Source organism: Arthrobacter sp. 05T420, from assembly GCF_056396305.1.
Genome location: NZ_JBFTLG010000010.1, coordinates 133,201 through 154,697 on the forward strand (window position 1 = coordinate 133,201; position 21,497 = coordinate 154,697).

23 protein-coding genes are annotated in these 21,497 nt (G+C 66.9%); 14 read left to right on the forward strand and 9 right to left on the reverse strand.

Annotated elements, in window-relative coordinates; genetic code table 11:
* From AC1DEM_RS11725 to AC1DEM_RS11740, 4 genes are all read right to left on the reverse strand, one after another.
* Nucleotides 1–801, reverse strand: coding sequence for a peptidoglycan-binding protein (locus tag AC1DEM_RS11725; RefSeq protein ID WP_476884529.1), 801 nt, complete (start codon nt 799–801; stop codon nt 1–3).
* Nucleotides 802–985: 184 nt separating this feature from the next.
* The gene (locus AC1DEM_RS11730) at nt 986–3,202 is read right to left on the reverse strand and encodes a S9 family peptidase (protein WP_476884530.1); all 2,217 of its coding nucleotides are present in this window, start codon (nt 3,200–3,202) and stop codon (nt 986–988) included.
* Nucleotides 3,203–3,227: 25 nt separating this feature from the next.
* Nucleotides 3,228–4,337: an LCP family protein gene (locus AC1DEM_RS11735; RefSeq protein ID WP_476884531.1), complete on the reverse strand. Its 1,110-nt coding sequence runs from the start codon at nt 4,335–4,337 to the stop codon at nt 3,228–3,230.
* Between the two features lie 75 nt (nt 4,338–4,412).
* Nucleotides 4,413–5,471 carry an LCP family protein gene (locus AC1DEM_RS11740; protein WP_476884532.1) on the reverse strand — a complete coding sequence of 353 codons (1,059 nt, stop codon included), beginning with the start codon at nt 5,469–5,471 and terminating at the stop codon, nt 4,413–4,415.
* A 427-nt stretch (nt 5,472–5,898) separates the two neighbouring features.
* Between AC1DEM_RS11740 and AC1DEM_RS11745 the strand changes: the two genes are divergently transcribed.
* Entirely contained in the window at nt 5,899–6,228 is a 330-nt protein-coding gene (locus tag AC1DEM_RS11745; protein ID WP_476884533.1) for a hypothetical protein, read from the forward strand.
* 15 nt (nt 6,229–6,243) lie between these two features.
* Here the strand turns inward: AC1DEM_RS11745 and AC1DEM_RS11750 are convergent, their stop codons facing one another.
* Nucleotides 6,244–6,834: an arsenate reductase/protein-tyrosine-phosphatase family protein gene (locus AC1DEM_RS11750; RefSeq protein ID WP_476884563.1), complete on the reverse strand. Its 591-nt coding sequence runs from the start codon at nt 6,832–6,834 to the stop codon at nt 6,244–6,246.
* Between the two features lie 127 nt (nt 6,835–6,961).
* Between AC1DEM_RS11750 and AC1DEM_RS11755 the strand changes: the two genes are divergently transcribed.
* On the forward strand, nt 6,962–7,189 hold the full coding sequence (locus tag AC1DEM_RS11755) for a hypothetical protein (protein WP_476884534.1): 228 nt from the start codon (nt 6,962–6,964) through the stop codon (nt 7,187–7,189).
* Here AC1DEM_RS11755 and arfB read toward each other — a convergent pair.
* Nucleotides 7,186–7,608 (reverse strand): alternative ribosome rescue aminoacyl-tRNA hydrolase ArfB, encoded by a 423-nt coding sequence (arfB, locus tag AC1DEM_RS11760; RefSeq protein WP_476884535.1) that lies wholly within the window; start codon nt 7,606–7,608, stop codon nt 7,186–7,188. The two genes, AC1DEM_RS11755 and arfB, sit on opposite strands and share 4 nt — an antisense overlap.
* A gap of 123 nt (nt 7,609–7,731) precedes the next feature.
* Here arfB and AC1DEM_RS11765 point away from each other — a divergent pair, with 123 nt between their 5' ends.
* Nucleotides 7,732–7,929, forward strand: a complete 198-nt coding sequence (locus AC1DEM_RS11765) for a M23 family metallopeptidase (protein ID WP_476884536.1) — start codon at nt 7,732–7,734, stop codon at nt 7,927–7,929.
* Between the two features lie 9 nt (nt 7,930–7,938).
* Here AC1DEM_RS11765 and AC1DEM_RS11770 read toward each other — a convergent pair whose 3' ends face one another.
* On the reverse strand, nt 7,939–9,288 hold the full coding sequence (locus AC1DEM_RS11770) for a permease prefix domain 1-containing protein (protein ID WP_476884537.1): 1,350 nt from the start codon (nt 9,286–9,288) through the stop codon (nt 7,939–7,941).
* The gene (locus AC1DEM_RS11775) at nt 9,288–9,650 is read right to left on the reverse strand and encodes a PadR family transcriptional regulator (RefSeq protein WP_476884538.1); all 363 of its coding nucleotides are present in this window, start codon (nt 9,648–9,650) and stop codon (nt 9,288–9,290) included. The genes AC1DEM_RS11770 and AC1DEM_RS11775 overlap by 1 nt, the downstream gene beginning before the upstream one ends.
* A 182-nt stretch (nt 9,651–9,832) precedes the next feature.
* Here AC1DEM_RS11775 and paaA point away from each other — a divergent pair, with 182 nt between their 5' ends.
* The 7 genes from paaA (at nt 9,833) to galU (ending at nt 15,690) form a co-directional block, all read left to right on the forward strand.
* On the forward strand, nt 9,833–10,858 hold the full coding sequence (gene paaA, locus AC1DEM_RS11780) for a 1,2-phenylacetyl-CoA epoxidase subunit PaaA (RefSeq protein WP_476884539.1): 1,026 nt from the start codon (nt 9,833–9,835) through the stop codon (nt 10,856–10,858).
* Complete coding sequence (paaB, locus tag AC1DEM_RS11785; RefSeq protein ID WP_028277739.1) at nt 10,855–11,157, forward strand: 1,2-phenylacetyl-CoA epoxidase subunit PaaB; 303 nt, start codon at nt 10,855–10,857, stop codon at nt 11,155–11,157. The genes paaA and paaB overlap by 4 nt, the downstream gene beginning before the upstream one ends.
* A complete protein-coding gene (gene paaC, locus AC1DEM_RS11790; protein ID WP_476884540.1) occupies nt 11,154–12,077 on the forward strand; it encodes a 1,2-phenylacetyl-CoA epoxidase subunit PaaC in 924 nt (307 codons plus the stop codon). The genes paaB and paaC overlap by 4 nt, the downstream gene beginning before the upstream one ends.
* Nucleotides 12,078–12,088: 11 nt before the next feature.
* On the forward strand, nt 12,089–12,643 hold the full coding sequence (gene paaD / locus AC1DEM_RS11795; protein ID WP_476884564.1) for a 1,2-phenylacetyl-CoA epoxidase subunit PaaD: 555 nt from the start codon (nt 12,089–12,091) through the stop codon (nt 12,641–12,643).
* 15 nt (nt 12,644–12,658) lie between these two features.
* A complete protein-coding gene (paaE, locus tag AC1DEM_RS11800) occupies nt 12,659–13,885 on the forward strand; it encodes a 1,2-phenylacetyl-CoA epoxidase subunit PaaE (RefSeq protein ID WP_476884541.1) in 1,227 nt (408 codons plus the stop codon).
* A gap of 37 nt (nt 13,886–13,922) precedes the next feature.
* Entirely contained in the window at nt 13,923–14,702 is a 780-nt protein-coding gene (locus AC1DEM_RS11805) for an enoyl-CoA hydratase/isomerase family protein (protein WP_476884542.1), read from the forward strand.
* A 97-nt stretch (nt 14,703–14,799) separates the two neighbouring features.
* On the forward strand, nt 14,800–15,690 hold the full coding sequence (gene galU, locus AC1DEM_RS11810) for a UTP--glucose-1-phosphate uridylyltransferase GalU (RefSeq protein ID WP_476884543.1): 891 nt from the start codon (nt 14,800–14,802) through the stop codon (nt 15,688–15,690).
* Here galU and AC1DEM_RS11815 read toward each other — a convergent pair.
* Nucleotides 15,687–16,151, reverse strand: coding sequence for an Lrp/AsnC family transcriptional regulator (locus AC1DEM_RS11815; protein WP_090574884.1), 465 nt, complete (start codon nt 16,149–16,151; stop codon nt 15,687–15,689). The two genes, galU and AC1DEM_RS11815, sit on opposite strands and share 4 nt — an antisense overlap.
* 159 nt (nt 16,152–16,310) lie before the next feature.
* On the opposite strand from AC1DEM_RS11815, the gene pdhA reads away from it, so the two are divergent.
* The 4 genes from pdhA to AC1DEM_RS11835 all read left to right on the forward strand — a co-directional run bounded on the left by pdhA (nt 16,311) and on the right by AC1DEM_RS11835 (nt 21,446).
* Nucleotides 16,311–17,549 carry a pyruvate dehydrogenase (acetyl-transferring) E1 component subunit alpha gene (gene pdhA, locus AC1DEM_RS11820; protein WP_476884544.1) on the forward strand — a complete coding sequence of 413 codons (1,239 nt, stop codon included), beginning with the start codon at nt 16,311–16,313 and terminating at the stop codon, nt 17,547–17,549.
* Complete coding sequence (locus tag AC1DEM_RS11825) at nt 17,546–18,658, forward strand: alpha-ketoacid dehydrogenase subunit beta (RefSeq protein ID WP_476884545.1); 1,113 nt, start codon at nt 17,546–17,548, stop codon at nt 18,656–18,658. Before pdhA ends, AC1DEM_RS11825 begins: the two co-directional genes overlap by 4 nt.
* A gap of 2 nt (nt 18,659–18,660) precedes the next feature.
* Entirely contained in the window at nt 18,661–20,256 is a 1,596-nt protein-coding gene (locus AC1DEM_RS11830) for a dihydrolipoamide acetyltransferase family protein (protein ID WP_476884546.1), read from the forward strand.
* Nucleotides 20,257–20,630: 374 nt separating this feature from the next.
* Nucleotides 20,631–21,446 carry an MBL fold metallo-hydrolase gene (locus tag AC1DEM_RS11835; protein WP_476884547.1) on the forward strand — a complete coding sequence of 272 codons (816 nt, stop codon included), beginning with the start codon at nt 20,631–20,633 and terminating at the stop codon, nt 21,444–21,446.
* Nucleotides 21,447–21,497: the final 51 nt, after the last annotated feature.

The window sequence follows — 21,497 nt, forward strand, 5'->3', positions numbered from 1 at the left end:
CTACTGCTTCAGGTCGGACTGCTGGTCAGCCGACGCCGTGGCGTCGCCATGGATGTCCTGGTTGATGATGGCATCCTGATGGGCGACGGCGAACGCGTTGCTGTCGATTGAGCCGATGTTGGCGCCGACGGCCGCGTCGATCGGCGCGGCCACGTTGGCGTTCGCGGCCACCGCGCCGTTGATCGGTGCTGCGATGCCGGCGTTGGCGTCCAGGTTTACGTCGACGTTGAGCAGGTTGCCGCTGAGGGCACCCGCGGCGCCGGCGGCTCCGGCCGCATCAGTCGCCGCGCCGCCCAGGTCCGGGGCCGTGCCATCGGGCAGGACGCCGGTGGCCCCGGCGGGAACAGCCCCGGCAGGTACAGCGCCGGCAGGTACAGTACCGGCAGGCACGGCACCGCCGAGATCGGCGGCTGTGCCCGGATCCGAGGCGGCAGGCGCTGCAGCAGCATCCGCCGCGGTCCCGGCATCCGTGCCGCTGCCCTGATCGAGCACGCTGTCCTGGGTGGAGTCTGCGGTGGCATCGCCGGTGATGCCCTGGTTGATGAGGGTTCCCTGATCGGCCAGGGCCTGGGACTCGGACCCGAAGGAAAGCACGTTTGCCGACGCGGCCGCATCAATCGGCGCGGCAACGTTGGCGTTGGCCGCGATGCCGAGGTCGATCGGCGCCGCGGCGCTGATTCCCAGATTTAGGTCGGCGTTCAGGTCCAGGACAGAGGCGACCTCCTTGTCCGGGAGGGCGGTGCCGCCCTGTGCCATCAGCTCATCATCAGTCAACGGGGTCATCCCCTGCTCAACGCTCATACCAAACTCCATCTCCGGCACACTTGCTGCCCCCAGTGAGCAGTTTCTACATCGATGTGCCTAACACCGGTCAATAGTAAGCATGATGATCATTGATTGGGTACCGGAACCCCATCGATTGCTCCGCAACTGCCCTTACGGACGTCCAAAAGGGCGCCAACGGAGCGATCGATGGGTCATTCGGCTATTTCAGCCCGGCTCCCGGCAGCAGTTCGGTGGCGCCGAGGGAATCGGCGACGAACGCGTAGTCCCAGGCCCGTTCGCGCCACTGCACGTACCGGCCCGAGGCGCCGCCGTGGCCGCCTTCCATCTCGATCTTCAGGAGAATCGGCTCGCTTCCGGTATTCACTTCGCGCAGCCGCTGCACCCATTTGGCCGGCTCCACGTAGAGCACGCGGGTGTCGTTGAAGCTGGTGACCGCGGCGATCTTCGGGTACGCCACGGCGCGGACGTTCTCGTACGGCGTGTACGACTTCATGTACGCGTACACGTCCGGGTCCGTGATGGGGTTGCCCCATTCCTCCCACTCCAGCGCCGAGAGCGGCAGCTCGGGGTCCAGGATGGTGGTCAGCGCGTCCACGAACGGGACGGCGGCAACAATCGCCGCAAACTTTTCCGGCGCCAGGTTGGCGACGGCGCCCATCAGTAGGCCGCCGGCGGAGCCGCCCATAGCGGCGATCCGGCCCGGGTCCACCCAGCCGGATCCGGCGAGCCAGTCGGTGGCCGCGATGAAGTCCGTGAACGTGTTCTTCTTGTGCAGCTTCTTGCCGTCGTCGTACCAGTGCCGGCCCAGCTCGCCGCCACCACGGATGTGGGCAATCACGAACACGATGCCCCGGTCCAGCAGGGACAGCCTGGGGATCCCGAAGCCCGGATCCATGCTCATTTCGTACGAGCCGTAGCCGTACACCAGACCGGCCGCCGTCGAATCCTGCGGTACGGAGGTGTGGCGGAGCACCGAGAGCGGAATCTTCGTCCCGTCCCCGGCGGTGGCCCACTCCCGGGTGGCGACGTAGTCCGACGGTGAGTAGCCGCCCAGCACCGGGCTCTCCTTGCGCAGTAGGAGTTCACCGCCCGGTTGCTCCGGGGTGGGCAGCACAAAGTCGTAGACCCGGGACGGGGTGAAGTAGGAGGTGTAGCCCATCCGGATGACGGGGGCCTCGTAGTCCGAGCCCGCTACGCCGGCGGTGTACAGCTCCTCGTCGAACGCCGGTTCCACCGCGGCGCCCTGCTCCGGTGTGCCCAGGCCGGCCAGGGGCAGGACCTGGACCCGTTCGATGGTGTCCTTGCGGATGGAGACCACAGCGTGGGTGGAGGTGACCCCGGCGCCGTTGACGCGGACCTGGTCGGAATGGGCGACGACGGTGTCCCAGTGCTGCTCGGCGAGCGGCTTGGCGAGCTCTGCCGGGTCCACCAGCGAGACCATGGAATTGATGGCGTCCTTGTTGTGGGTGAGCAGGATCCGCTCCCGGCTCCGGCCCGAGGCGTCGGCCAGCAGAAACGGCTCGGCCTCGTACAGGATGCGCTCGTCGCGGGAGATCACGGTGCGCAATCCGGCGTCGAAGTCATCAAAGCGCAGCAAGCGGGTCTCGCTGAACTCGGAGCAGCCGATGCTGAGCACAAGGTGGCGCCTGTCAGCCGAGAGCTCGAAACCGAGCCACATGGCGACGTCGTCCTCCTGATAGATCACCGCGTCCTCGCTGACGGGCGTGCCGAGCACGTGGGACTTCACCTGGTACGGCCGCCAGGAATCGTCCACCACGGTGTAGAAGATCCGGCTGCCGTCGGGTGAGAAGGAGATGCCGTAGAAGACGTTCTCGATCACGTCCGGCAGCAGCACACCGGTGCGCAGGTCCTTGATGCGCAGCGTGAAGCGCTCGTCGCCGGCGTTGTCCACGGCGTAGGCGTAGAGCGTGCCGTCGACCGTGGTGGCGGCCCCGCCCACGGCGAAGAACGGCTTGCCCTCGGCCTCGAGGTTGCCATCGAGGAGGACTTCCTCGCCGGGGATGACGACGCCGGCTTCCACGGCCGGGGGAGTCCAGTCCGCGACGCGGTCCCCGGTGTCCTGGCCGCGCACGCGGCAGTGGATGCCGTACTCCTTGCCCTCGACCGAGCGGGTGTAGTACCACCAGCCGTCCTTGCGGTTCGGGACGGAGAGGTCCGTTTCCTGGGTGCGGCCCTTGATCTCCTGGAAGATGGCCTCGCGCAGCGGCTCCTGGTGCGCGGTTAACGCCTCCTGATAGGTGTTTTCCGCCTTGAGCAGGTCCACCACCTCGGCGGATTCCTTGTCCCGCAGCCACTCGTAGTTGTCCTCGAACGCGTCGCCGTGGTGGGTGCGCACCGAGGGAACTTTCCGGGCGGCGGGGGGCTGGTGGGACGGCTGGGCGGGAGTTTGGGTCATGGACCCAATGTACCGAAGAGGAGCCTCAGTTGCCGTTCTGCAGATTGTGGGCCGCCACGTAGCGGGCGAGCGTTCCCGAGCCCAGTGCGGCGGAGACCGCGGCGGTCGCGGCAGGGTCCTGGAGGACAATCGACTGGCCGTCCTGGCTGAACCCGGTGCCGGCGGTCGGCAGCGTGAAGAACGCGCCACGGCCCGGCACTGTGTTGCGGAGGCTGGAGGCGAGGTTTTCCAGCGACTTGAGGGTGAAGCTTGCGTCCAGGGTCACGTGCGGCAGCACGGTTTTGATGAGTTTGCGGATGGTGTCGCGGTCCGCCAGCCGGCCTTCGGATGCCATCTTTGCCATGACGGCTTTGAGGAAAGTTTGCTGGTTCCGGACCCTCTGGTAGTCGCCGTCGGGGAAGGCATGGCGCTCACGGACAAAGGCCAGGGCCTGGAGCCCGTTGAGTCGGTTGACGCCCGCCGGAAAATACACCTTGTCATCAGCGGTGCTGGTGAATGCCCGCTTGACGTTGACGTCGACGCCGCCGAGCGCGTCTGTCAGGGCGGCAAAACCCTGAAAGTCCAACATCACGGTGTGGTCGATGTGCTGGCCCAGCAGCGCCTCCACCGTCCGCGTCATCAGGGGCAGCCCGCCAAGTTCAAGCCCGGCGTTCACTTTCGCGGTTCCGTGACCGGGGATTTTCACCCACAGGTCGCGCATGATCGAGATGCCGTAGACGCTCTTCCGGTCCGCCGGGAGGTGGATCAGTACGAGGGCGTCCCCGCGCTGGTCGGAGGCGGAGCCGCCGGCGGCCGCAGCCCGTTCATTCACGCGGCTGTCGCTCCCGATCAGCAAGATGTTGAGGGCGACGGCGGGTGGTTCCGGCGTGGGTGTGGGGCTGGGCGGCGGCGAGGGCGTGGGGCTCGGTACCCTCGCTGTGGCGGCAGCCGGGGTAGCGGTCGGCACCGCGTCTCCGGCCGGAGCGGGCCCCCCGGCCCGCTGCCCTGTGAGGACGTACGCCGCGACGGCCACGACCACCGCGAGCAGCGCGCCCAGAATCACTATCATCGGACGACGGCGGCCCGCCGCGGGGGATGTGGAAGGGGGCGGGGACGCCGCGGAAGCCGCGTCTGCTGGCTCCGGATCGTTCCCCATGAACGGACGCTAGCACTGCCGCCCGCCGCGGGCTAAGGGTCCAAGGGCCTCTCCTGCCGCCTCACTTGACGGGGCTCAGTTCCCGTTCTCGAACTTGTTCGCGGCGACGTACTCGCCCAGGGAATCCGAGGCCATCGCCGCGGAAATGTCCTTGATGGCGTTCGGGTCTGTCAGCACGATCGACTGGCCGTCCGTGGACGTTCCGATGCCGCCGGTTGGCAGCGTGAACATGACGGTGTTCTGCGCACGGATGTCCTTGAGCTCGAGCCCCAGCCCTGCCACGGCGCCCGAGTCCAGGGTCTTGTCGACCGTGACAAACGGCGAGACGGCGCCCACCATGTTGTTGATCGTGATCGGGTTGCTCAGGGTCTGGCCCGCGATCGACTTCTTGATGATGGCCCGCAGGAACTCCTGCTGGTTGCGGACCCGCTGGTAGTCGCCGTCCGCGTACGCGTGGCGTTCGCGAACGAAGGCCAGGGCTTGCGTTCCATTGAAGGTGTGCTGGCCCGGGGCGAAGGACTGGCCCGGCAGTGCGGTCGAGGTGAACGGTACCTTGATGTTCACGCTCACCCCACCCAGCGCGTCTGTGAGTCCCTTGAAGCCCTCGAAGTCGATCATCGCTACGTGATCGATGCGCTGGTGGAAGATCGACTCGATGGTCTGCACCATCAGGGGCGTGCCGCCTAGGGCCAGCGCCGAGTTGATCTTCGCCTCGCCGTGACCGGGGATGTCCACCCAGAGGTCGCGCATGATGGACATGGTGTAGATGTTCTTGCGGTCCGCCGGGATGTGCATGAGCATCAGTGTGTCCGCGCGCTGGTTCGTGGGCGTTCCACCCGCGGCATCAGATTCGGTGGCGCCGCGGCTGTCGCTGCCCATCACCAGGATGTTCATCGCGGTATTTGTCTTCTGCGGGCGCGTGGACTCCTCCGGGAAGGCCTGGTCAATCTTGCTCGTGCCGGAGTCAAAGGTCCGTGCGAGGTTGAAGAGGTAGCCACCTGCCACCACCGCGACGAGCGCAACCACGACGGCGACGGCGATCAGCACGTTGCGGCCTCGGCGTTTCTTCACGGGCCGCCGTTCGCGGGTTTCCGCCCCGCGGACGTCATCTGGGCTGTCGAAGGGGTGTGTCATGAGTTCCTCTAAGTCGGCCGGGCCTGGTGCCCGGATTCTGGCTGTCAGTACCCAGGCGTGCCGCGCCGGAGCATTGAGGGGCGCGAAACGCAGAGTGCACTGGCTGGCCGCGCTGGCTCGTCCTGCATCCGGTGGATGCAGTTCCCCGCCGTGGCGGTAGGAGGCCACGACGTCGCTCTCCGTTGCGTCCTGGACTTGGGCCAAGTGCCTGGATGGCCGCCGTGGGGCCTCCTTTACAATACACCGGGCCTACCGATCAACACTTTTCCGCTAATAAACCGGCACATAACGCGAGGTTTCCCCGATATGAAGCGCCCTGTTGCCTGCGTCACACTCCCTGCCTAGGCTGGGTTGCGGTCGCAGCGTCGCGGCCAAAGCGGTCGCAGCGTCGCGACCAAGCGGTAAATGCACGAACAGGGGAATCGTTGTGGACCACAAAATCCGGGTTCTTGTCAGGCTCGATCTCGATTGCGGCCAGGCAGAAGTAGCAGCACAGGGACATGTGACGGCGAGGAGCCTCCAAGCCCTGTACGTGGTGGTCAAGCGGGCAAACCACTTGAGGGAAGGACTCCATTTGGTGGTGGATGTCAGCCACGCCGTGGTGGAACCGGCGGCCCTCGAGCAGTTGCGGGAGTGCTCCGCCTCCCACCACCTGCCGCCCGCCATTGATCCGCTTCAGTCAGAATGCCAGCTCAGCATCGTCGCGCCGGCGGAAACGGCCGCTGTTCCCCGGGTCCGAAGGCTGGCGGCGGCCTAGATACAAGCACCCGACTCAGCTGCGGTGGTGTGCGAACCGCAGAATGGCCAGGATGGCCGGGGCGAGCTCGTCCACCATCTGGTCGTAGGACTCCTGCCCGCGTCGGTAGGGATCCACAACGTCGTTGTCAGAGGCGTCCTTGGGCAGCGCCAAGTGCCTTACCGACGCCGCCTGGCCGGGGAGCTCCCGCCAAAAGCCCGAAACGTCACTGGATGGGGAGGGCGTGTCGCGCTGCTCAAGGACCTCAAGCATCCGGGCAAACTCGCGGATAGTAAAGGTGCGCTTGAGCAATGAGGCATCCAACTGCATCACCTCACCGCGATGACCAACGGTCATCGTCAACACCAGATCGGACTCCTTGAGGATTTCCGGCGTGAGTTGGCGGGCCGCAAAGCCGTCCGGCGTTCCGCCATAAGTCCTGATGATCTCTGCAGAGAGTGGCTGGATAGGCTCGCCCACCATCGCCCGCGTGCCGGCGCTCCGCACCTCAAAGGCACCGGGTTGCACCTGGTCCAGGCCAGCTTGCAGCAGGCGCTCGGCCACCGGCGAGCGGCAGATGTTGCCGGTGCAGACCGTCAGGATCCGAACGGGGCGGGGCGATTGCAAGGACAATCCACCTTCCATTAGCGAGACTCTTGCCAGCGGCATGGTTTCCGAGTCTAACTGCGCATGGCGAGCCTGGCTGCCGGAAAGCACCATGAGATTTTGCTTTCTTTTCCGACAAGGGCCTCGAGTGAAGAATGTCGTGGCCGAGGTCAACGGGCACCGGGTGGGCCGCGGCCGGAGCCTGCTGACCGTCCTCGGCCCGCTCGCGCTCACGAAACTGGGCGTTCACGACCGGCCGGCCCCCGGCGTGGCGGTCGCGAGCGGCGCCCAGCGGCCCGCCCCACGGGCTGGGTTCCCCTGCCTGCGGGCGCCGCGCCTCCCCGTGGCTGGAAAATTAGCAGCGGGATGGCGCTAGTCGGCAGACGGCCGCTGCCGTTGACGTTTCGTCTCTGCCCGCTGTCCCTTTGCGGCGAGGCGCCGACGGTTCGAGCCCCGGGTGGGTTTGGTGGCGCGGCGTCGGGCACCTTCGGGAGCAAGCCCCTCTGCCACGAGCGCGGAGAGCTTGGCCAGCGCGATCTCGCGATTGCGCAGCTGAGAGCGCCGCTCCGAGGCGGTCACGGTGATCACCCCGGTGATGAGACGCTGGCCCAGACGCGTGAGGAGCATCAGCCGTTGGCCATCCGAAAGCGCGGCCGAGCCGGCAACGTTCCACGAGAGTTCGACGCGGCTGTCCGAGGTGTTGACGTGTTGTCCGCCGGGCCCGGACGAACGCGAAAACCGCCAGCCGAGTTCGGCGGCGGGAATCGTGAGCGCGGGCGAAACCTCCAGATCCATGCCACTAGCCTTGCACGATCCGGGCGCGATCAAAGCCCCAATCCCTGCGCGGGCTCATAAGTGCTGGGGGCTGAAGTTTCGGCTGCTGATTTCTACGCCGCGGAGCCGGGCGGACGCAGCAGAATGATTCCGAGTCCGGATGCGTTCGACAACGTCACGGTGCGCCACAGCGACGGCCGCTACGCGACATACGCCCACATGCAGAAGGGCTCGGTGACCGTCGAAGTGGGCGACAACGTACTGCCCGGCCAGACACTGGGCAAGATCGGCAACACCGGAAACACCTCCGCGCCGCACCTGCACTTCGGGGACCGGCGCTGACGGCAGCGACTAGATGAAGCCGAAGACCGGCGGGAAGACCGCCGCCACGACTGCTGCCCAGACGCCATAGATCGGCAGGTAGCGGGTTTGCCAGCGCTCGACGGCAGCAAACGGGAGACGGCCGCGCAGGAAGGCGACGGCGAGCCAGGCCGCGCGCAGCAAGTGCACCAACAGCAGCAGGTTCAGGCCCAGCGCGGCGATCTTGTTGGGGCTGTAGCCGAACTCGGCGATACGGGCCAGCATCGCCGTCAACATCACGGCATCGACCGAAAGGGCCGCGATGACGAGGGCCAACTGCAATGCATCGAACAGTCCGGGAGGGGCGAGCGGGTCGCGGGCGGAAATCGAATAGAGCAGCAGGCAGAGGACGAGCACCAGGATTGCGTCCATGAGGATGAGCAGGTTTCGGTCGATGTCGACAAAACCGCCCGCCGTGGCGAGCACGGCCAGCAGGACCAGCAGCATGGCAACGGTCAGCGGTGTGAAAACGCGGGTGAGGACGGGGGCCATATTTTCCACAACCTGCTGCTTGGCCTCGACGAGCCAGGCAGCGACCACCAGAGCTCCGGGCACGGCGAACGGAAGGACCCAGCCTTCCAGGACCGGCTGGAAATCGACACCAATACCCCGGAGGGTCGCGAGTGTGAGGGCGATCAGGACTGCCCCGCCCAGCGCGAGCAGGGTGTAGTAGACCGCGAGCTCGCCGGTGAACCGGACGAAGTCCATGCGTCGCCTGTCGGACCGCCACCTCCCGCCGACGTAGGCCAGGCCGGTCAGCAGCCACAGGATGACCGGGGCGTGCAGGGCGGCGAGCATCCCGGTGGATCCGGCTGGGGCGAAGGGGTAGACGTTGAGGGCGACCGCCAGGGCGGCAAACGGGACGATCAGTGTCGCCGCCACCGCACCGGTGATGCGCCGCTTCCACGCGAAAAACGCGGCCAGGAAGGGGAATACGAGCAAGCCCAGGTTGCGCATCAGGGCGGCGCCGTCGTCGAGCCAGGCAGAGCCGGCCTTGACGGCCGCGCCCGCCCCGACGGCGAGTGAGAGGACGACGGCCAACTCGCGCCACGGGGACGCGCTGGCGTCGTCGGAGCCTGCCGGTACCAGGATGAGTTGCTTCCACAGCCGGTCCGAGTGCTCTCGGGCAAATTCGCGGGAGACGGCGTCCAGGTTGCCCAGTCGCTTGATGGCGACGAGAAAGGCCTCCTCGTCGTCGAGGCCGGTCGCCTGCCGGTCGGCGATTTGCTCGCGCAGATGGTCCTCGAGCTCGTCGACGTCGGCGGGGGAGATCGCCCGGTTCCGCTGAACGTATCCGCGCCACCGGTCGATCTGGGCCTCCAGCTCAGCGTGTGGCGTCATCACGCCCACCCCTCAGTCGCGGCCGCCGGGCCTTGGGTGGTCTGCCACACCTGGCGCAGCGCGTCTGCGACGACGGTCCACTGCTCCTGGCGGTCGGCGAGGGCATCCCTGCCCGCCGGCGTGATGGTGTAGTGCTTGCGCCGGCGCCCGGCGTCGGACGTCCCCCACAGCGAGGACACGTAACCGAGCCGCTCGAGCCGGTGCAGCAGCGGATAGAGCATTCCGTCGGTCCACTGCATGCCGCCGCCCGAGAGCTCAGTCACCCGCTTGAGGATTGCGTAGCCATACAGGTCGCCGTCCGCCAAGATGCCCAGCACAAGGGGAGTGGCTGAAGCGGCGACCAGGTCTTTATCAATGCGCACCGCGCCTCCTGTGCCTAGAAGTGATACGTAGGACTGAAAGGTATCAAACATAGTAGCTCTAGGTATAGATGCCCTGGCGCGGCGGTTTGCGGCAAACCTTTGTCCTTGACGCATCTCGCGCCTTCCGCATATCCTGAACGAACGGTCGGTAATTATTTATCGGAAATTCATGAGGAGCAACCATGGCATCGCAGACCCTGCAGTCAGTGCCCGCCGAGCCATCGCCGGAACGGCATGAGCCGAGGCCCGAGGACGCGGCCCGGCGCGACGCCGAGGGCCAGGCATACTTCGACAAGGTCATGGCGGAGGATTCCCGGATCGAGCCGCGTGACTGGATGCCCCCGGCCTATCGCAAAACGCTCCTGCGCCAGATCTCCCAGCATGCCCACTCGGAGATCATTGGCATGCAGCCCGAGGCCAACTGGATCTCGCGCGCCCCGAGCCTGAAGCGCAAGGCCATCCTCATGGCCAAGGTCCAGGACGAGGCCGGCCACGGACTCTATCTCTACTCCGCCGCCGAAACCCTCGGCCAGCCGCGTGATCAGATGATGCAGGACCTGATGGACGGCAAGGCCAAGTACTCCTCAATCTTCAACTACCCGGCGCGCACCTGGGCCGACATGGGTGCCATCGGCTGGATGGTCGACGGCGCCGCGATCGCCAACCAGGTGCCGCTCTGCCGCGCCTCCTTCGGTCCCTACGGCCGGGCCATGGTCCGGGTGTGCAAGGAAGAGTCCTTCCATCAGCGCCAGGGCTTTGAGATTTTGCTGGAACTCTCCCACGGCACTCCCGAGCAGAAGCAGATGGCGCAGGACGCGGTGAACCGCTGGTACGCCCCGGCCCTGATGATGTTTGGCCCCCCGGATGACGACTCGCCCAACTCCAAGCAGTCCATGGCCTGGAACATCAAGCGATTCAGCAATGACGAACTCCGCAACCGGTTTGTCGGCATGATGATGGAGCAGGTCAAGGTCCTCGGCCTGACGCTGCCTGACAAGGACATCCGGTTCAACGAGGAAACCAAGAAGTGGGAGCACGGGCCGCTGGACTGGGCCGAATTCCATGAAGTCCTGGCCGGCCGCGGCCCCTGCAACGCCCAGCGCCTGGAACGGCGCCGCGAGGCACACCAGAACGGCGCGTGGGTGCGCGAAGCCGCAGCCGCTTACGCGGAAAAGCAGAGCCGCAAGCAGAAGGAATCAGCAGCATGACAACAGAACCCCAAGCAGGAAACGTCTGGCCCATCTGGGAAGTATTTGTCCGCTCCAGCCGCGGCCTGTCCCACGTCCACGCAGGATCCCTGCACGCGCCCGACGCGGCCATGGCCCTGCGCAACGCCCGGGACCTCTACACCCGCCGCAACGAAGGGGTGTCCATCTGGGTGGTCCCGGCCGAGGCCATCGCCTCCAGCGACCCGGATTCCAAAGGCTCCTTCTTTGAATCCCCCCAGGGCAAGGACTACCGCCACGCCACGTACTACACCAAGAGTGAGGGCGTGAAGCACCTGTGAGCACTACTCCTGAAACAGCCCTCAACTCAGAGGAAACGACCGGCCACGGCGACATCACCGTCGGCGTATCCGGCGCCGCCGGAGACAGCGGAGCCAGCGCCACCCGCATCACCCCCGGCAACGCCCTCCGCCCGGAAGACATCGCGCTCTCTGTCAGCCGCGGTACCGCGAAGCCGAGCGAAGACGTCGCCGAGTTCGCCCTGCGCCTGGGCGACGACGCCCTGATCCTGGCCCAGCGCCTGGGCCACTGGATCTCCCGCGCGCCGGAGCTCGAAGAGGACGTCGCCCTCGGCAATATCGCCTTGGACGAACTTGGCCACGCCCGGTCCTTCCTCAGCTACGCCGGCGGACTGGACGGGCGCAGCGAAGACGATCTCGCCTACCTCCGCCGCGAGCACGAGTTCCGCTCGGCGGCGCTCTTCGAACAGCCGAACGGCGACTTCGCCGTCACCATTGCCCGGCAGTTCGTGGTCAGCTACTACCAGTTCGAGCTCTACCGCCGGCTGACGTCCTCCACCGACTCCACCCTGGCCGGCATCGCCGCCAAGGCGGTCAAGGAGGTGGATTACCACCGGGACCACAGCGCCCAGTGGGTCCTGCGCCTGGCCCTCGGCACCGACGAATCACGCCAGCGCATGATCCACGCGTTCAAAGTCATCTGGCCATTCGTGGATGAGCTGTTCCGCGACGACGAGCTCACCGGACGCCTCAGCGAGGCCGGCGCCGCGCCCCAGCCCTCGAGCCTCCGCGAGGATTTCGACCGGCTCACCGGCGAGGTCCTGGCCGAAGCCGAGCTCGAGGTCCCCAATGTGCAGCCCACACCGGGCGGGGGCCGCCGCGGCCTGCACTCCGAACACCTCGGCTACATCCTCGCCGAGATGCAGGTGCTCGCCCGCGAGCACCCCGGAGCCAGCTGGTAGGCACCATGGAAATGTTTGTCTCCGATCCGGAAACCGCGGAGCGCCGCAACGCCGCCAGGGGCAACACCGCCCAGGAGAAAGCCTGGGCGGTCGCAGCCACTGTGTGCGACCCCGAAATCCCGGTCCTCACCATTGCTGATCTCGGCATCCTGCGCAATGTCCAGTTCTACGACGACGGCGGGATGGTTCCCGCCGTCCAGGTCACCATCACCCCGACGTACTCGGGCTGCCCCGCCATGGACGCCATCCGGGATGACCTCACCGCGGCTTTCCACCGCGCGGGGTACCCGAGCGTGAGGGTCGAACTTGTCCTCTCCCCGGCCTGGACCACCGACTGGATGAGCGAGGACGGCAAGGCCAAGCTGGAGCAGTACGGGATCGCCCCGCCGTCGGGCCAGTCGGCAGTCCGGCACGCCGGCCCGGTCCGGCTCGCGCTTGCCGTCAAATGTCCCCAGTGCTCATCCCTGAACACCAAAGAACTCACCCGCTTCGGTTCCACCTCCTGCAAGGCCCTCTACGTGTGCCAGGACTGCAAGGAACCGTTCGACTACTTCAAAGTTTTGTAAGGAACAGGTGCCTCCATGAAGGTTGTCCGCCAGACCGCCGCGGAGTCGGCCGCAGCCACCGGCCGCCGTCGTGCGTCCTTCCACACCCTGACGGTGGATGAGGTCCGCCGGCTCACCGACGACGCCATCGAGGTGACGTTCGGCGTCCCGGCCGGGCTATCCGGGCAGTTCGACTACCTGCCGGGCCAGTACGTCGCGCTGCGCACCACCCTGCCCGACGCCGACGGGCAGCCGCACGAGATCCGCCGCAGCTACTCGATCTGCGCCGAACCGCGTAGCTTCGCGGACGGCAGCAGCGAAATCCGGGTGGCCATCAAGAAAGACCTCGGGGGCCTGTTCTCCACGTGGGCCAACGCCGAACTCAAGGCCGGCGACGTCCTGGACGTCATGAGCCCCATGGGTGCCTTCGTCTCCAAGCACGGCCGCGACGGCAAGCCGGTGGAGCAAAATGTTATGACCTCCATGAATGATCCGAAGGAGCTGGCGGGGGAGCCCGGCTCGTTCGTGGCAATCGCCGCAGGCTCCGGCATCACCCCCGTGATCGCCATCGCCCGCACCTTGCTGGCGGCCCACCCCGAGACCCGCTTCGACCTCATCTACGCCAACAAGGCCGCCATGGACGTGATGTTCCTCGAAGAACTCGCGGACCTGAAGGACAAGTACCCGGCCCGGCTGGCGCTGCACCACGTGCTCTCGCGTGAACAGCGGATCGCGCCGCTGCTCAGCGGCAGGATCGACGCCGAGAAGCTGCAGGCGCTGCTGGGCACCGCCATCCACGCTGACGACGTCGACGAATGGTTCCTCTGCGGCCCGTTCGAACTCGTGCAGCTGTGCCGGGACACCCTCGCCGCGCGCGGCGTCGCCCCGGAGCACGTCCGCTTCGAACTGTTCACCTCCGGCAAGCCGGACCGCCCCGAGGGCAACATTGGCCGGCCAGTGATCGAGGACGAGTCCAAGGAGACCTACAAGATCACGTTCAAGCTGGACGGCCTGCAGGGCGACGTGGCGAGCCCCACCCACGCCCGCGAATCCATCCTCAACGCCGCCCTCCGGGTCCGCCCCGACGTGCCGTTCGCCTGCGCCGGCGGCGTCTGCGGCACCTGCCGGGCCAAGCTGGTCAGCGGCAATGTCACCATGGACGAGAACTACGCCCTGGAGCAGGATGAGCTCGACAAGGGTTACGTCCTGACCTGCCAGTCCCACCCCACCACCCCGGAAGTCACGGTCGACTTCGACGTCTAGGTTTTTCGGCGCCCGCCTTTCGAATCCAAGGAGCCCCATGATTTCCCTGTCCATCGCCGACGGCGTTGCCGAAGTCGTACTCGATGCCCCACACAAGCTGAACTCCCTCGACGAGCAGGCACTCGCGGATTTGTCCCGGGCGTACGACGACGCCGCTGACGCCGCCGCGCGCGGCGAGGTCCGCGCACTGCTGCTCCGCGGCGAGGGCCGCGCCTTCTGCGCCGGCCGGGACATCGCCGGCGTGACCCCGGAGAGCGACGACGCGCAGGCGTACCTGGGCGGGCTCGTCCAGCCGCTGCTCAAGAAAATGAGCACTTTCCCCGCGCCCACGTTCGCGGCGGCGCAGGGCGCCTGCCTCGGTGTGGGGCTGGGCCTGCTGCTGGCCACGGATGTGGTTTACGTGGCGGAGAACGCCAAGTTCGGCTCACCGTTCGCCAAGCTCGGCGCCACCCTCGATTCCGGCGGGCACTGGTATTTCACCGAGCGCCTGGGCATGCACCGGACCCTGGACCTGATTTACACGGCGGAGCTCATGAGCGGCGCCGACGCCGTGGCACGGGGTATGTTCAGCCGGGCCATGCCCGCGGCGGAACTGCTGGAGAACACCCGGGCCATCGTGGCCGGCGTTGCCACTGGCGCCACCGGTGCGTTCCGGGCCAGCAAAGAGCTCGTGGCGCATATCCGGGACCAGCGGCTGGGGCTGTGGGAGGCCATGGAAGAGGAAAACGCAGAGCAGGCACGGCTGTGCAAGAGCGAGGACTACGCCGAGGGTTTCCGCGCCTTCCAGGAGAAGCGCACCCCGGTTTTCAAGGGCTGACCGGCGGCCCGGCGGGTTCCGCGGAAACTCATTTCCCGAGTACTCGTCTTTGCCCCGAAGCATTCTCATTTCCTTAACCCGCTTGTAATGTTCGGTTATGAGTCTGGGGAGATCTGTAACTAAAGCTGTCATACCCGCGGCGGGGCTGGGAACGCGCTTCCTGCCGGCCACTAAGGCAATGCCCAAGGAAATGCTGCCGGTGGTCGACCAGCCGGCCATCCAATACGTCGTGGAAGAAGCCGTCCGGGCCGGGCTGACGGATCTGCTGATGGTTACCGGGCGCCAGAAGCGTGCACTGGAGGACCACTTCGACCGCGAACCCTCGCTGGAGCACGCCCTTGAACTCAAGGGTGATTTCGACAGGCTGGAGGCCGTCCGTCACGCTTCCCGCCTGGGCCCGCTGCACTATGTGCGCCAGGGCGACCCCAAGGGGCTGGGCCATGCGGTCCTCTGCGCCCGCCAGCACGTGGGCCATGAACCCTTCGCCGTCCTGCTGGGCGATGACCTGATCGACGAGCGGGACGAGCTGCTGACCACCATGATGGACGTCCAGGCCCGGACCGGCGGCTCCGTGGTGGCGCTGATCGAGGTGGATCCCGCGGAAATCAGTGCCTATGGTTGCGCCGACATTTCGGTGGTGCCGGGCCAGGACCATGTGCGGGTCAACCGGCTCGTGGAGAAACCCGCCATCGCCGATGCCCCGTCGAACCTGGCCGTGATCGGGCGGTACGTCCTGCATCCGGAGATTTTCGATGTGCTGGAGGACACCCCGCCCGGCCGTGGCGGCGAAATCCAGCTCACCGATGCGCTGCAGACCCTTGCCGTGTCCGACTGCGACGGAGCCGGCGTCTACGGTGTGGTCTTCCGGGGCCGCCGGTACGACACCGGAGACAAACTCAGCTACCTCAAGGCGGTCATCTCGATCGCGGCCGAGCGGGTGGAGTTTGGCGAGGAGCTCCGGGCCTGGATGAAGGCGTTCGTAAGCTAGCGCGTGTCCACGTCTTCGAACACCAGGAAGGTCTGGGTGTCCAAGACACCGGGCATGGACTGCAACTGGTCGAAGATCACCCGGCGAAGGTCAATGTTGTCCACGGCGCGCACCAGCAGGATGACATCGAAGTCCCCGCCCACCAGCGCGATGTGATGGACCTCCGGGATGGCGCGCAGGAGTTCGCGCAGCTCGCGCCAGGAATGCTGGCGCACCTTCAGCGTGACGTAGGCCGACGACTTCAAGCCGGCCTTGATGGGATCCACCAGGGCGGTGAACTTGGTCAGGACGCCTTCACCGGTGAGCCGGGCTATCCGGGTGTACGCGTGGGCGCGGGAAATGTGGACGTTCTCGGCCACCTGGGTCACGGACATCCGGCCGTCCCGGGTCAGCTCCGCAATGATGTTCCGGTCCACATCGTCCAGCGGCACCGCCACCTGCTCCGCCTCAAGCTCTGCCATTCGTCTACAACCCCCGCCGGTAATCCAGCTCACACTTACGATTCGTCTTCCAGACTAGGGCAAATTTGTGGACTTCTCCACGGTTTGCCACGGAGGTGGATACGAAACAGCGGCTGGCAGCATACTGGGAAAGATTAGTGGCTACAGAAGGACGGACCAATGACGATCTCCGCAGACCATGCTGCGCAGCAACCTGCGCAGCAGGCCGCGCAGCAAAATCCAGCCAGTGATGCCGTGACCAAGTTCGGCATCACGGTTGAGGATTACATGCTCCCGGCCCGCCACCAGATCCAGATGGTCGGCCCCGACGGCACCCTGAACCCGCACACGGAACAGGGCACCCAGCCCGGGCACGAATACAGCCTGCCCAGCGAGGCCGAACTGCTGGCCGCCTACGAGCAGCTCGTCGTCGGCCGCCGCGTCAACGACCAGAACTCCGCGCTGGTCCGGCAGGGCCGCATGGCCGTCTACCCTTCCAGCCACGGCCAGGAGGCGTGCCAGGTTGCCGCCGCACTGTGCCTTGCCGAGGGTGACTGGCTGTTCCCCACCTACCGCGACTCGGTGGCCGTCATGGCCCGCGGCGTGGACCCTGTGCAGACCATGACGCTCTTCCGCGGCGACTGGCACGGCGGCTACGACCCCGCCAAGAACAAGGTCGGGATCCAGTGCACTCCGCTGACCACCCAGCTGCTGCACGGCGTCGGCGTTGCGCACGCCGCCAAGCTGCGCGGCGAGGACACCGTGGTCCTGGCCATGTGCGGGGACGGCGCCACCAGCGAAGGCGACTTCCACGAGGCCCTGAACTTCGCCGCCGTCTTCCACCTTCCTGTGGTCTTCTTCGTCCAGAACAACCAGTACGCGATCTCCGTGCCGCTCGCGCACCAGTCGGTTGCGCCCTCGCTGGCCCACAAGGCCGTGGGCTACGGCATGGCCGGCGAACGCGTGGACGGCAATGACGTCGTGGCCCTGCTCGCCGTCCTGGGCCGGGCCGTCAAGCTCGCCCGGGAAGGTTCCGGCCCGCTGCTCGTGGAGGCGCACACCTACCGGATGCAGGCGCACACCAACGCCGACGATGCCACCCGCTACCGTCAGGACAGCGAAGTCGCCGAATGGGTGGCCAAGGACCCGCTGAGCCGGATGCAGACCTACCTGACGGACCGCGGCCTGCTGGACGATGACCGCGCTGCCAGGATCACCGACAAGGCCGAAGCAGTTGCCACGCAGCTGCGCGAAGGCCTCAGCGAAGAGGTTCCGGTGGAACCGCAGGATCTCTTCAAGTACGTCTTCTCCACCCCCACCCCACAGCTGAAGGAACAGTCAGCCATGCTCGCCGACGAACTGGCACGCGACGCCGCATCCGCCGCAGCCGCATCCGCCGCTACGGAGGCCGGCAAATGAGCCCCACCATCACCACGTCCTCCGAGGCGAACGGGAACGTCAGCGCCGCGACCGCCCGCGCCGCCGCCAAAGCTGCTGCCACCGCAGAGCTGACCGGCCCGCAGACCATCACGCTGGCCAAGGCTCTGAACACCGCGATGGCCGACGCCATGCACGCGGACCCCTCGGTCCTGGTCTTCGGCGAGGATGTCGGCATGCTCGGCGGCGTCTTCCGCATCACGGACGGGCTCACCAAGACCTTCGGCACCAGCCGCTGCTTCGACACCCCGCTGGCCGAATCCGGAATCGTGGGCATGGCCGTGGGCATGGCCATGAACGGCATGCGCCCGGTCATCGAGATGCAGTTCGACGCGTTCGCCTACCCGGCCTTCGAACAGATCGTCAGCCACGTCGCCAAGATGCACAACCGCACCAAGGGCGCCGTGAAGCTGCCCATGGTCATCCGGGTTCCGTACGCCGGCGGCATCGGGGGAGTGGAGCACCACTGCGACTCCTCCGAGGCCTACTACGCGCACACCGCCGGCCTGAAGGTCTTCACCCCCGGCACCGTGGCCGACGGATACCGGATGCTCCGCGAAGCCATCGATTCCGACGACCCCGTCATGTTCATGGAGCCCAAGAAGCTGTATTGGTCCAAGGACCAGGTGGACCTGGACGCGCTGCGCGCCGAGCACGCCGCGAACACCGAGAACGGCACTTCCTCCGAGGGCCGGGCCGCCGTTGCCCGCCCCGGCACCGACGCCACGCTGATCGCCTACGGGCCGTCCGTCCCGACGGCGCTTGCCGCCGCGGCCGCCGCCGCCGAGGAAGGCCGCTCGCTGGAAGTGATCGACGTCCGCTCGATCGTGCCGTTCGACGACGAGACCGTCTGCGCCTCGGTCCGCAAGACCGGCCGCGCCGTCGTGATCGCCGAGGCCCACGGCTTCGCGTCCGTGGCCTCGGAAATCGTCGCCCGGGTCCAGGAACGCTGCTTCCACCACCTCGCCGCGCCGATCCGCCGCGTCACCGGCTTCGACGTGCCCTACCCGGCGCCCAAGCTCGAGCACTACTACCTGCCCGGCGTGGACCGCATCCTCGACGCCGTTGACGACCTCCAGTGGGAAGACTGACCATGAGCGAACCCAAAGTATTCCTCCTCCCGGACCTGGGCGAAGGCCTCACCGAAGCCGAACTCGTGAACTGGCTCGTGGCCGTGGGCGACGAGATCCGCGTCGACCAGCCGATCGCCGAGGTGGAGACGGCCAAGTCCATGGTGGAGGTGCCCTCCCCGTACGCCGGCACCGTGGCCGTGCTGCACGGCGAGCCCGGCCAGACGCTCGACGTCGGCAAGCCGCTGATCTCGGTGATGCCTGTGGGTGCTGCCGGTGCTTCCCCGGTTTCGGGTGGGGCCGGTGCGGATGATGCCGCCGGTGGCGCCGCCACAGGCAATGCCGCACCCGCCCCTTCGCCGGACGGCATTGCTGCAAGCAGCATGCCGTCCGGCTCCGACAGGCCCGATGCCACTCCCGGGGCGGCATTGCCTGCGTCGGCTGGTGTTGTTGCTGACACCCCGGCCGCTGCCGCGGCTGAGGCTTACCGCGAGGAGGAGAAGGCTGGGTCTGGGAATGTCTTGATCGGCTATGGGACTCCGGGCGGGCATGGGGTTGCCCGGCGGAGCCGGGCTCCTAAGCGGGCCGTCGCTACTTCGCTTGTCGAGCCTGCCGGCCCGGCGTCTGCTGCCGAGAAGGCTGCCGATGACCTGGTGCTGCTGCGGACCCGGGTGCCGGGGAAGCTCGGGGCGGTTATTTCTCCGCTGGTTCGCCGGATGGCGCGCGATCATGGGGTTGATTTGGGGGAACTCCAGGGGTCGGGGGCCAGCGGGCTCATCATGCGGCGCGACGTCGAAGCCGTCATCAAGCCGTCACCGGTGGTTGAGCGCCCGGCCGCGGAACCTGTCGTGGAGCCGGCCGTTCCGGCCTCGGCGTCGGGTACCGATGCGCGCACCGGGCTGGGCATCTCCGGACGCACAGCCGTACGTGGAGTGCGCAAGGCGGTCGCGGCGAACATGACACGCAGCCGGTCCGAGATCCCGGAAGCGACGGTGTGGGTGGATGTGGACGCCACGGCGCTCGTGGAGATGCGTGCGGCGCTGAAGAAGGCTGACCCGCACAATACCCCGGGCCTGCTGGCTTTCATTGCCCGGTTCGTTACCGCCGGGCTGAAGAAGTTCCCGGAGCTGAACACGCGGATCGTGACCACCGAGGATGCTGCGGGCGGCATGATGCAGGAGATTGTGGCCTTCGACGGCGTCAACCTCGGTTTCGCGGCGCAGACCGACCGCGGACTGATGGTGCCTTCGGTGCGGAACGCTGACAAGCTCAGCGCCCGCGAACTGGACGCCGAGATCCGCCGCCTCACCGCCGTCGTCCGCGAGGGCAAGGCGACCCCGGCGGAGCTGGGCAGCGGCACCTTCACGCTGAACAACTACGGCGTGTTCGGGGTTGACGGTTCCGCCGCGATCATCAACCACCCCGAGGTGGGGATCCTGGGCGTCGGGCGGATCATCGACAAGCCTTGGGTGGTCAACGGCGAGCTCGCGGTCCGTAAGGTCACCGAACTGACCCTCACGTTCGACCACCGGGTGTGCGACGGGGGCGCCGCAGGCGGTTTCCTGCGCTATGTCGCCGACGCGATCGAGAACCCGGGGTCGGCGCTCGCGGACATGTGAGCACTTGGCTCGGGGGATTCCCTGGCCCGGGATTCCCGGCCGGGCGGGGCCGCACGGTTAGTTCTGTGCGGTTCCCGCTCCCTTCTCCGCCCGCGCGGAAGGCCGCCGCACCAGCCACGACGCCGGCAGGAGCAGCAGCCGTTCGCGCTGAAGCGGCGGATGAGGGCAAAGTCGTCAGTGGTGGCCACAGGCTACTCCGCGGCGAGGCTAAGACGAGGGCCTCCGGGCAGAGCCGCCACAGGGGCGGGACGGGCATGCCCTGAAGGGAATTGCCAGCCGACACGGGTAGAATCGAGGCCTGTGCAGCGCACCAACACAGCACCAACAAGACCGCACAAACAACGCCGGAAAAGCGTCGGAAATACGGAGATGCAATGTCACGATGGCTCGAGGTCGGTCCAGACAACTACGTACTGACAACTCAAGGTTCCCTGCTCAATACGGGTATGGTGGTCGGCACCGAGCGCGCCATGGTGATCGACACCGGCGGCGGCCCCCGGCAGGGCCGTGAGATCCTGGCGGCCGTGCGGGAAAAGACCGCGCTGCCACTGGTGGTGGTCAACACGCACGCCCACTACGACCACTTCTTCGGCAACGCCGTCTTCGCCGACGACGGCGTCACGGAATTCTGGGCGCACGAGAACTGCGCTGCGGAAATCGAGGAGAACGGTGATGAGCAGCGGCGGTTCGTGGCCTCGGCGGAACCGGAAATGGCGGCCGGTCAGGGCACCGATGCCGAGCTGGTGGTTCCGAACGCCATCGTGAAGGACCAGCCCGTCCTTGTGGATCTTGGCGGCCAGACCGCCACCTTGTTCTATCTGGGCCGCGGCCACACCGATGGCGACCTCCTGGTCGGCACGGCGAGCACCCTCTTCGCCGGCGACCTCGTGGAACAGGGTTCACACCCCTCCTTCGAGGACTCATTCCCGGAAGACTGGGCCGACGCCCTCCGGCACCTCTCTGCGCTGCGGCACCGTTACGAGTTCCTGATTCCCGGCCACGGCGAACCGTGCTCGGACCAGTTCGTCAAGACCATGGCCAACACCATGACCACCGCGGTCCGGCAGGCAATCCAGGCCACCCGGGAAACCCCGGACGACGCCACCAAGGCCATCCCGATCCTGCCGTACGGCCCCGAGCAGTCGCGCTGGTTTATCAAGCGCCTGCAGGACACAGGGGCCCACCGCTAGGGCCAGGATCTTGGCAGTAATGGTAAGTGTGCTCATTACTGCCCCTAGACT